Genomic DNA, 10,326 nt, shown 5'->3' on the forward strand with positions numbered 1-10,326 from the left:
ATACCGTTTCCAAAAAGTAAGTTAAATATTTTACTTTTTGGAAACGGTATTTGTTGTTTATTGGCAAGTGCTTACGCACTTGCTGTTTATACCATTTACAAAAATCCTTTTTGTAAATGGTATAACTATCCCCCTAAGGATGCCATGCTCTGCAACAGCCCGATTTGACCTAAAAGCACACTTACCGCCGTATCAACTCTAAGGATTCGCGAACCCATGCTAACCGATTCGTATCCGATACTTTCTAATTTCTTAATTTCTTGAGTATCCCAACCACCTTCGGGGCCAACTGCAACAACCACGATATCGCAGGTGGCAAGCATTTCACAAATCGACGGATGAGCTATGTTTCTCTCAGCAAACGGATGAGCCAGCAAGCGACCTTCATTTACTAAAAGACTAGGTGGATTGGAAAAATCTCTTATAAATGCAGAAAATCGATCATAAATTTGGACTTTCGGCGCAATAGTATGCCCAGCTTGTTCTAAGCCGAGGAGTATATTTTCTTCTATGTTTGAGGGCGTTAGTTGAGAACTCTGAAAGTAGCTTTTTTCGACCTTGCTTGCAGGAGTAAAATATAAATTCCTAACCCCCATCATTGCCGCCGTAAATAAAACTCTTTTTATTATTTGTGGTCTTGGCAGCGCCAAGACTAAATCCACCTTTGATTCCTCACGAACCCGACTTGGGTTTAGCTTTACGTCGATCACAAGCTGCTTTGCGTCAGGCATGACCGCTTTAACTATCCCAGTTCCTATATTTCCATTTAGCTCGCCCACCGGAAGTTCATCGCCAACTCCTAGCTTCTTTATCATTAGGATGTGTTCAGCTCTCTTGCCCTTAACGGTAATCTGCCGATCGGCACCAATGTCTTCTGGCCTAAAAACAAGCAGGTTCATAATATAGAAAGCCCCATTGACCTTTATGTTGAGTTAAAGTTAAGTATCTTTTATGATTACAGAACCTAGCATACCATCTCTCGAACCAATAGTAGCCTTAGCTAAACGCAGAGGATTCATATTCCCTTCTAGCGAAATTTATGGCGGCCTTATCTCCTGCTATGATTACGGCCCATTAGGGGTCGAACTCAAGCGCAACGTAAAAGACGCTTGGTGGCGCTCTATGGTTATGACTAGGGACGACGTAGTTGGCATTGATGCTTCTATTATCATGCATCCAAGAGTTTGGGAAGCGTCGGGTCATGTGGCTGGCTTTACAGATCCGCTAGTAGAATGTTCAAAATGCAAGCAGCGATATCGGCAGGATCATCTCGACGAAAACACACCGCCATGCCCCAAGGATGACAAAAAACAGCACTCGTTTGGCGAGGCGCGACAGTTTAACTTAATGTTTAAGACACATATCGGCCCCGTAGAGGACACTTCGAGCACCGTTTTCCTGCGCCCCGAGACGGCCCAGGGCATATTTGTCAATTTCAATAACGTAATTGACAGCACGCGCGTAAAAATCCCATTTGGCATAGCTCAACAGGGCAAATCATTTCGCAATGAAATAACTACTCGCCATTTTACTTTTCGCACTTGCGAATTTGAGCAAATGGAAATGGAATTCTTTTGCAAACCCCATACCGACGTAGAGTGGTTTAACTATTGGAGAGCAGAAAGATTAAAGTGGTTTACGGATTTAAATGTTAATCCACAGCGCCTTAGATTAAGAGATCATTCCTCGGATGAACTCGCTCATTACTCTACGCGTTGCACTGACGTCGAATATCTATTCCCCTTTGGGTGGTCTGAATTAGAAGGCATAGCTTGTCGCACAGATTACGACTTGACCCAGCACTCCAACATGAGTGGGAAACAGCTAATTTGGCGAGATCAAACTAGTGGCGAGACTTATATACCCTACGTCGTAGAACCGGCATTGGGAACAGATCGAGCGGTCTTAACATTCCTAATAGACGCCTATTGCGAAGAAGAGGTGGAGGGAAATACAAGAACAGTGCTTAAATTCCATCCGCGTTTAGCGCCAACAAAGGTAGCAATCTTTCCTCTGCTTAGAAAAGATGGTCAGCCGGAAAAAGCCAAAGAAATCGCCGACATTTTACGAGGCCACTATGCGATGTCGTACGATGAAACCGGCAGCATTGGGAGGCGCTACAGACGCCAAGACGAAGCTGGCACACCGCTTTGCATAACTGTTGACCACCAAACACTAGAAGACAATTCCGTCACAATAAGAGATAGAGATTCACTAAAGCAAACGCGCGTAAATATTAACAACATTCGCACCGCCTTAAGTGACAGCTTAGGGTTTTAAAAGCATCAGTCTTCTGACTTGTTTTTTAGCGGCAAACTAAAGTAAACTCCATAAAGTCGAAAACAAATTACCGCTATCGTTAGTGCTGTAATTTGAATGGCAAATAGTCCGAGCTCGGTTTCCTAAGTTTCTTTACTGGGATAAGGAAATTGAGCCGTGAGCGATGTTAGTCATTGCTCACCGGGTTAGCGAGTGGAAACGCGCTGACCTCCCGTGTTTGGAAAGGATTGAAATGGAAAAACTCATCGACGCACTTGGGCGTCGCTTCTCGTACTTACGTCTGTCACTCACAGAGCGATGCAATTTTCGCTGCTCATATTGCCTTCCTAACGGCTATATTTGCCAAGCCTCCAAACGAGACACTGAAATATCGCAAGTAGAAATTCGCCGATTGGTCGCAGCGTTCGCGGAAATGGGATTCTCTAAAGTCCGCCTTACTGGTGGCGAACCTACATTGCGAAGGGATTTGCTAAACATTATAGAAGACATAGCAAATGCGAAGGGAGTTGCTGTCGTAGCGCTTTCTACTAACGGCTTTCGCCTCAAGCAAATCGCAAAAGACCTGCTTTCAGCTGGAGTTAGCGCATTAAATGTTAGCGTCGATAGCCTAAACAAAAATCACTACATGACGATAACAGGCCGCAACTGCCTGGAGCAAGTACTAGAAGGCGTCGACCATGCACTTGAAATTGGATTTAAAAAAGTAAAAGTTAACGCTGTATTGCTTAAAGACTTAAATTCCGACGAACTACCTTCATTTGTCGCGTGGGTTAAAGACCGCCCAATCACTCTTCGCTTAATTGAGCTAATGGAGACAGGAGAAAATAAGAGTTTTTTTTATCACCATCACCTCAGAACCTCGCTCTTACAACGCTACTTGGAATCTAACGGTTGGACTAGACTGCAAAAGACTTCAACAGACGGGCCCGCCATAGAATACAGCCATCCAGATTATAAAGGCGCAATTGGTCTCATTGCTCCCTATGCAGAAAATTTTTGCGCAACCTGCAATCGCCTGCGAGTAAATAGCAAAGGCAATCTCAGACTATGCTTATTTGGCAATGGCGAAATATCGCTTAGACACCTACTCCAAGACGACAACGCCAAAAACGCACTTAAGCAGTTTATTGCCGATGCTATAACAGAAAAAGCTCCTTCACATCTGCTACTTATGGGAAATTCAGGCCAAACGAGCAACCTAGCAACAATCGGTGGATAAACTTTAAACTATGAGCACACCCATTCATCACTACAACATGATAGATATTGCCAATAAAACGGCCTCTAAGCGAACGGCCATTGCGCAGGGCATTATCAGCATGGATGACCACGCATTTCGATGTATAGAGACGAATTCTCTTCCAAAAGGAAACGTTTTAGCTTTGGCAGAAGTTGCAGGCATCACTGCTGCAAAAAATGCCTCTTCTACTATATTGCTTTGCCATCCACTACCACTCGATTATGTGCGAGTTTCTTTTGCGCTAAATTCATCAGATTGCTCCATCCTCGCAATATGCGAAGCTAGCGCCATTGCTAAAACTGGCGTAGAAATGGAAGCGCTAGCTGGAGTGAGCGGTGCTCTTTTAGCTATATACGATCTCACTAAAGGAGTTTGCCCAGACCTTAATATTTCAGACGTTAGGCTAAATATTAAAAAGGGAGGAAAAAGCGGCACATGGACGCATCCAAAATACACTGCTCCCGACAATTCATGTGCCTTAACCGTTAAAAGCGATACAGAACTTCCTAGCTGTAATTTACAAGGCATATCAGCAGCAGTTCTTACAATTAGCGATAGCGTATCTCAGGGCACGGCAATCGATAAATCGGGCGAAATCTTAAACTCATTTCTTAACGGCTCAAAGGCCACAGTTGTGGCGAAATCAACAGTTGCCGATGAACCAAAGCAGATACTAGATTTTATCGACAACTGCACGACGATAAAAGCTGCGGACTTGATTTTAACTACCGGAGGCACCGGCATAAGTTCACGAGACATCACGCCAGAAACTATCGCTCAAACTTGCAATAGACTTATTCCAGGCATAGGCGAACTTCTGCGCCAAAGCGGACAGAAATATTCCAAGTACTCTCACATAAGCCGTTCCGTGGCCGGTCTTAAGGGAAAAACATTAATTATTTCCCTTCCAGGAAGCCCCTCAGCCGTAACAGAAGCACTCTACGAACTAATCAACATTCTTCCCCATTCACTGCGCATGGCTAGAGATAACACCAAGCATGACAAAAACAGCCAGGAGTAGATCGATTGAGTTATGTTATCATACGAAGAATCGCTAAAATTAGTCCTTGAACAGACAGTGCAACCAATGCCTGTCGAATATGTCGATATTGACGACGCTGCTTATCGCGTTGCGGCCTGCGATATCGTTAGCCCAATTAGCAACCCAGCCTTTAACAATGCCGCCATGGACGGCTTTGCCATTAGCGTAAGCGAAGCAACGCGCGGTACTTCCAGTATCGCCCACCCAATGGAATTCGTTTCAGAAGGCATTATTACCGCCGGCATGGCTAGTATTGATGCACGGCCATTAGCAGAAAATGAGCATGAGCTGCCTACTGCCTGCGAAATCATGACCGGCGCAATTGTTCCAGAAAACTTTAATGCCGTTGTGCGAATTGAGGATGTGGAAGTTAGCCGCGATGCGGTTGGCCGGGCAACTAGAATTAAACTTAAACGGCAAGTGTCTCCTCTAGAAAACATTCGCATGAGAGGTGACGACTTTTTTGAAAACACAACGCTAATTAAAGAGGGCACAGTTCTCGAGCCACAGCATTTAATGGCTGCCGCTGCCTGCGGAATTAGGACTTTATCTGTCAAAAAAATTCCAACACTTAGTTGCTTTTGCACAGGGGACGAGCTCATTCGGCCAAGCTGCCAGGAACCTGCCAAACTGCCAGCTGGAAAAATATTTAGCTCCAATGACACATTTTTAAAAAATGTTTTTGGCAAACTTGCTTCAGTCTCTTTTCACCAAGATGCGAGCGACGATCCAAAAGCTTTAGTCACTGCCTTTAGATCAATTCTTGACACTGCGCCAGATATTGTCATCACCACGGGCGCAGTATCTATGGGGACTAAGGATTTTGTGCCTACGGCACTTAAAGAAATAGAAGCTTCAATTATCTTTCACAAAGTGGCCATTAGACCGGCAAAGCCGATGCTAATGGCGGTAAAAGATTTGCCTGCTGGTAAGCGAAGTGTGTTTTTTTGCCTACCGGGAAACCCCATAAGCGCCGTGGTGGCTTGTCGATTCTTTGTTTTGCCGTATTTGTTTGCACTTCTGGGCATTCCGGCGGAAATTCCGATTAAAGCACGACTAGCAAGTCCCTTAAAAAAACCAGAAAACTTGCGCTGCTTTTATTTTGGCTCTTTTGCAGAAGATGCAAACCTTAGGCGCGAAATTCGAGTTTCGCCCTCACAAAAATCTTTTATGCTGCTTCCCTTTTTAAAATCCAATGCTTGGGTTATTCTCAATGAACAGCGCTCTAACCTCGAGCAAGGAGAGGAAGTGGATTGCTTGCCACTTTATCCAAGATGGAGCTCAATAATTCAGTAAGTTAGCGATTCCTAAGTAGCAGTATGAAAAGAGACATAAAGTTTTTCGGTGTTTTTCGGCAGCATATGCGCAATGCTTCCCTCGAATTGGAAGCTTCCCCCAACATGACAGCTAAAGAGCTTAAAGGTGAGATAAAACTTGCACTTAAAGATGTTTCGTCCGATTTAAATCCTAACCTTGTAGAAATATCGGCTTTGAGCACGGACAAGACTGTGCTCCGCGACACAGAAAGCATTGGACAAGCCTCGACCCTCTACCTGCTACCACCTGTTTGCGGAGGTTAATTGAGAGATGCAAGGGAATAATTTATTTGTCGATTTAACTTCGCTCCCCATAAACATAGAAAGCGCATTGGGATTCTTAACGAACTACAATTGCGGAGCACATTCTATTTTCTTAGGCACGGCAAGAAACAACAACCATGGTCGCATAGTAGAAGCCTTGGAATACGACGCGCATGTCGAGCTTGCTAAAAATGTTTTAACGAACATCTGCATAGAAGCTGCTGCAGGCCTAGGAACACACTACAAGATAGCTACTATCCATCGAACGGGGAAGCTCAATATAGGAGAGGTAAGTGTTTTTATCGGAGTAAGTACTCCGCACAGGAGTGAAGCTTTTGAGGCTTGCCGCTACATAATTGAGAAACTGAAGCACCGCGCCCCTATCTGGAAAAAGGAATACTACAGCGACGGCACTAGCGAGTGGTCAGAAGGTTGCTCGCTTTGTGGCAATGGATGAAGAATATTTACATTATCCGTGGGACAAAAAAGATTAATGCCGTTTAGATTTATTGGCATTGCACTTGTGGGCGGCAAGTCGAGCCGCATGGGGCAAAATAAAGCCCTTTTAAAACTCCCTTCTGGGATATCTTTAGCAGATAAGGCTCTCGAAGTGTTAAAAGGAGTCAAAATACCAGCTGAGATTGAAGCATGCTACCTAAGCGGAGGTTTAGAAGGCTATCCGAGCATCCCCGATATAGTTTTAGACAAAGGCCCTTTAGGCGGAATTTACTCCTGCATTTCAGCTCTAAGCAGTGGTGAGGAGAATCTAGTTTTTGTCTTTATACCAGTCGACATGCCTGCCATAACGCCAGCTTTGCTCGAACAGTTGCTGTTTTCACTTACTCCCCGTTCGCTGGTCTCGCATTTTTCGGGAGAACAGTTCCCCGTAGCGATACGAGTGACCAAGGCTGTTATTAATCTCCTAGAAAAAAGACTGCTAGACTGTTTAGAAAGAAATTTTTCCGTAAAAGCTTTTTTAGCTGATTTAGAAATTTTAGAAGCAGGCTCCGTTGTTAAGGTCGATAAGGCAAGTGTTGATATGAATTTTTATGGCAATTTTTTTAACGCAAATACACCTAACGAGTGGCAGTACTTTTTAAAGGAGTCGTCACATGAATGTTAGATTAGCGAGCAGCAGCGTGAGATTTAGGATTAGCCAAAAGGAAGTAGAGACGCTGATGAAAAGCCAAATCATCGAAGAGTCTATAATTTTAGCAGATGGCAGCTTGCTCGCATTTAAGATAAGCGTACAAGAAAAATCCTCGGGAACAGAGGTGAAAAATTTAACTTTCCAAAAAAACTGCCTTCACCTAGCGATTACAGAAATGGATTTTAAGCAGCTCATTCACGAAGCACCGGCGAAAGAAGGTATTAGCTTTAAGACATATGCACCAAACGGCACTACCGTAAAATATTCACTGCAAATCGATATGGCTAAAACGGCGAAAGACACTTAGATTTATCTCTAAACATTTGAATTTTCCCATCTTAATCTATACAATAACCAATCTCAAACCCGAAAAGGAAGGCGTTACACTTAAGTATTATGTTTGACTCATTATCTCAGAAATTAGAATCGACTTTCAAGCGTTTGCGTTCGCGCGGAACTTTAAGTGAAGAAGACATAGATTTAGCACTAAAAGATATTCGCCTTGCCTTGCTCGAAGCTGATGTAAACTACAACGTATGTAAGAAGTTCTGTGAAAACGTTAAGGCGAAAACTCTAGGCAGGGAGCTAAAAAAGAGCTTAAGCCCGGGTCAAGCGGTCATCAAATACGTCCACGATGAACTCATTAACGCAATGGGCAAGTATGAGCCTTTGCGATTTAACTTTGCTCCGCCAGTAATTATCATGGCCGTTGGCCTCCAAGGGTCGGGAAAAACTACCTCCTGCGGCAAACTCGCGCGCTACCTTAGAGATGACTTGAAGCGTCGCCCGATGTTAGTTCCGGCCGATGTCTATCGCCCAGCCGCCATCGAACAGCTTAAGACAATAGGTCGCACGCTTGGGATCGAAGTTTTTGATGCTTCGACACAGGACAAGCCAGTTGACATTGCAAAAAGAGCAAGTGAGTACGCGGCTAAAGCTGGCTTTGATACCGTTATACTAGACACTGCTGGCAGGTTGCAGATAGATGCGGCTTTAATGAACGAACTAGTTGAAATCATTGAACAAATAGAGCCACATGAAATACTTTTAGTCGCCGACGCCATGACGGGTCAAGAGGCAGTAAACGTCGCAAAAGGCTTTGATCAATGTCTCGACATCGATGGCATAATTCTAACCAAACTAGACGGAGATGCCCGTGGCGGCGCTGCACTTGCAATGCGCGAAGTGACTGGGAAACCTATTAAATTAATAGGAGTTGGCGAAAAACTCGATGCATTAGAGCCGTTTCGCCCAGACAGGATGGCCTCGAGGATCCTTGGCATGGGTGATGTCTTGACTTTTATCGAAAAAGCAAGCAAACAAATCGACTTTGAAGAATCGAAGCGCCTCCAAAGCAAATTAAAGAAAAACGAATTTACGATGGAGGACTTTTACGCGCAGCTTCAGTCCATTAAAAAGATGGGGTCTGTTACTTCCTTGCTGGAAATGATTCCCGGAATGGGAAAAGCAGCTAAGGGCATTAACGAGGATTTGGCCGAAAAGGAATTTAAGCACATTGAGGCCATTATTCTTTCCATGACTCAGAAAGAGCGGCGAGACCATAGTATCATTAATGGCAGTCGTCGGCGCCGCATCGCTGATGGAAGTGGCACATCCGTAGAAACGGTAAACAAGTTTCTGAAGCAGTTTGCGGAAATGCGCAAGATCATGAAGAAAGTAACGAAAATGGGCCCTTCGGCTCTAAGTGGGCTGAGTGGGATGTTAAAGGGGAATATGAGACCACCTTCATTATCTTGAAGGCGGATAGCGGTTAACAATGCATTATTAACAGTAAGGATTTAGCTAAATGGCTGTAACGATAAGACTACAAAGACATGGAAAACATAAGAGGCCTTTTTATCGCATAGTAGCAACTGATTCGCCAATGCGAAGAGATGGGCGCTACCTCGAACTAGTTGGCACATACGACACATTTTTAAACCCACCGGTTATTAATCTAAAAGAAGATAGAGTTAAGTATTGGCTAGGCGTCGGTGCAACTACTTCTGACACAGTAGCAAATATAATCGATAAAACTGTTCCGGGATTTTTAGCCGACATAGAGAAAAAACGAACCGACAAGATAAGGTCGAAAAGAGCTGCACGAAAGGCAAGAAAAGCTAAGTTAGCGGCTTAAAACCCTAGCCGCGCTTGCTAACTGCAAGACAAGAATGAGCTGGGAAAAATCCTTTAGTGGCACAGTGTTTAAAATTCTCATAGATGAGCTAGAGAGTCCCATTGGATTATGAAAGCTAGTCTGCTCTCGCGCGTTATAGCGTCATTACTCGATGGCCTCTTCCTGGGGCTACTGAACTTCCTAATAACTGTAATCATAGTGTTTTCAGGCGACAATAAGCAAAAAATACTATTAGAAGCAAAAACTCTTGGAGCCGATCGTTTACCCCAAACTTATAGCATACTATGGGCTTGTGTACTTATATCCATTCTGCTGATGCTTATTTATGCCTCAATGGAAATCATGTTTTTCCGTACTCCCGGAAAGATGATTATGGGAATAGAGATTAGAGGCGAAGATGGAGAACAAGCTTCGCTGCCTGCTCTCTTCATGCGGTGGATTTTCAAGCATCTAGGTACACATACTTATTTAATTGCGCTTCTATTCTTGTCACACAGCTTAATAAGTTTAGCAGGCCTTGCGGGCTTTATAATGTCGATTGGTTGCTTAATGGCGCTCGGCGAAAAGAAGCAGACCTTATACGACAAGATTGCCTGCACTTGTGTTTTTGTTCGACAAGGCCCTTCTTATCACGAAAGGGATGAACACACAGGAAGGTTTGAAAACTCCACAGGAAACACAACTCAAACACCACGAAAGTCCTCAGGGGCTGTGGATAAGTTGATCTTTGATTGAACGAATCATCTGGTGCCATTTTATAAAAGAAAGTCATCACCGATTTTCACGGCAAAGTTAGAACCCTAAGAAGCTATGAGCGAGAAGCGCCTGAGAAGACTAGCTGTCTGTTTCCCAACCAGGGTATCGGTGTCTGATTGGTTTGTGCCATTGCGGTTAAGA

Annotated in this window: 12 protein-coding genes and 1 riboswitch; of the genes, 11 read left to right on the forward strand and 1 reads right to left on the reverse strand. The window is 44.1% G+C overall.

Annotated features, from left to right (window positions below; genetic code table 11):
- Positions 1-125: 125 nt before the first annotated feature.
- The gene (locus IT291_04400) at positions 126-899 is read right to left on the reverse strand and encodes an RNA methyltransferase (GenBank protein ID MCC6220466.1); all 774 of its coding nucleotides are present in this window, start codon (positions 897-899) and stop codon (positions 126-128) included.
- A 70-nt stretch (positions 900-969) separates the two neighbouring features.
- Between IT291_04400 and IT291_04405 the strand changes: the two genes are divergently transcribed.
- From IT291_04405 to IT291_04455, 11 genes are all read left to right on the forward strand, one after another.
- Complete coding sequence (locus IT291_04405; GenBank protein MCC6220467.1) at positions 970-2,280, forward strand: glycine--tRNA ligase; 1,311 nt, start codon at positions 970-972, stop codon at positions 2,278-2,280.
- A gap of 94 nt (positions 2,281-2,374) precedes the next feature.
- A riboswitch (molybdenum cofactor riboswitch) is annotated at positions 2,375-2,524 on the forward strand.
- A complete protein-coding gene (gene moaA, locus IT291_04410) occupies positions 2,513-3,499 on the forward strand; it encodes a GTP 3',8-cyclase MoaA (protein MCC6220468.1) in 987 nt (328 codons plus the stop codon). Its footprint overlaps the riboswitch before it by 12 nt.
- A gap of 10 nt (positions 3,500-3,509) precedes the next feature.
- Positions 3,510-4,541: a bifunctional molybdenum cofactor biosynthesis protein MoaC/MoaB gene (locus IT291_04415; protein ID MCC6220469.1), complete on the forward strand. Its 1,032-nt coding sequence runs from the start codon at positions 3,510-3,512 to the stop codon at positions 4,539-4,541.
- A gap of 12 nt (positions 4,542-4,553) precedes the next feature.
- Positions 4,554-5,858, forward strand: coding sequence for a molybdopterin molybdotransferase MoeA (locus IT291_04420; protein ID MCC6220470.1), 1,305 nt, complete (start codon positions 4,554-4,556; stop codon positions 5,856-5,858).
- A 23-nt stretch (positions 5,859-5,881) separates the two neighbouring features.
- Positions 5,882-6,142, forward strand: a complete 261-nt coding sequence (locus tag IT291_04425) for a hypothetical protein (protein ID MCC6220471.1) — start codon at positions 5,882-5,884, stop codon at positions 6,140-6,142.
- Between the two features lie 7 nt (positions 6,143-6,149).
- Positions 6,150-6,599: a molybdenum cofactor biosynthesis protein MoaE gene (locus IT291_04430; protein MCC6220472.1), complete on the forward strand. Its 450-nt coding sequence runs from the start codon at positions 6,150-6,152 to the stop codon at positions 6,597-6,599.
- A gap of 36 nt (positions 6,600-6,635) precedes the next feature.
- Positions 6,636-7,265, forward strand: a complete 630-nt coding sequence (locus IT291_04435) for a molybdenum cofactor guanylyltransferase (protein MCC6220473.1) — start codon at positions 6,636-6,638, stop codon at positions 7,263-7,265.
- A complete protein-coding gene (locus IT291_04440) occupies positions 7,255-7,599 on the forward strand; it encodes a hypothetical protein (GenBank protein ID MCC6220474.1) in 345 nt (114 codons plus the stop codon). The genes IT291_04435 and IT291_04440 overlap by 11 nt, the downstream gene beginning before the upstream one ends.
- Positions 7,600-7,688: 89 nt before the next feature.
- The gene (gene ffh / locus IT291_04445) at positions 7,689-9,050 is read left to right on the forward strand and encodes a signal recognition particle protein (GenBank protein MCC6220475.1); all 1,362 of its coding nucleotides are present in this window, start codon (positions 7,689-7,691) and stop codon (positions 9,048-9,050) included.
- A 49-nt stretch (positions 9,051-9,099) separates the two neighbouring features.
- A complete protein-coding gene (rpsP, locus tag IT291_04450) occupies positions 9,100-9,429 on the forward strand; it encodes a 30S ribosomal protein S16 (protein ID MCC6220476.1) in 330 nt (109 codons plus the stop codon).
- A gap of 108 nt (positions 9,430-9,537) precedes the next feature.
- Positions 9,538-10,164: an RDD family protein gene (locus IT291_04455; GenBank protein MCC6220477.1), complete on the forward strand. Its 627-nt coding sequence runs from the start codon at positions 9,538-9,540 to the stop codon at positions 10,162-10,164.
- The last annotated feature ends 162 nt before the right edge of the window (positions 10,165-10,326 follow it).

This window comes from Deltaproteobacteria bacterium (assembly GCA_020845775.1).
Taxonomy (GTDB): domain Bacteria; phylum Bdellovibrionota_C; class UBA2361; order SZUA-149; family JADLFC01; genus JADLFC01.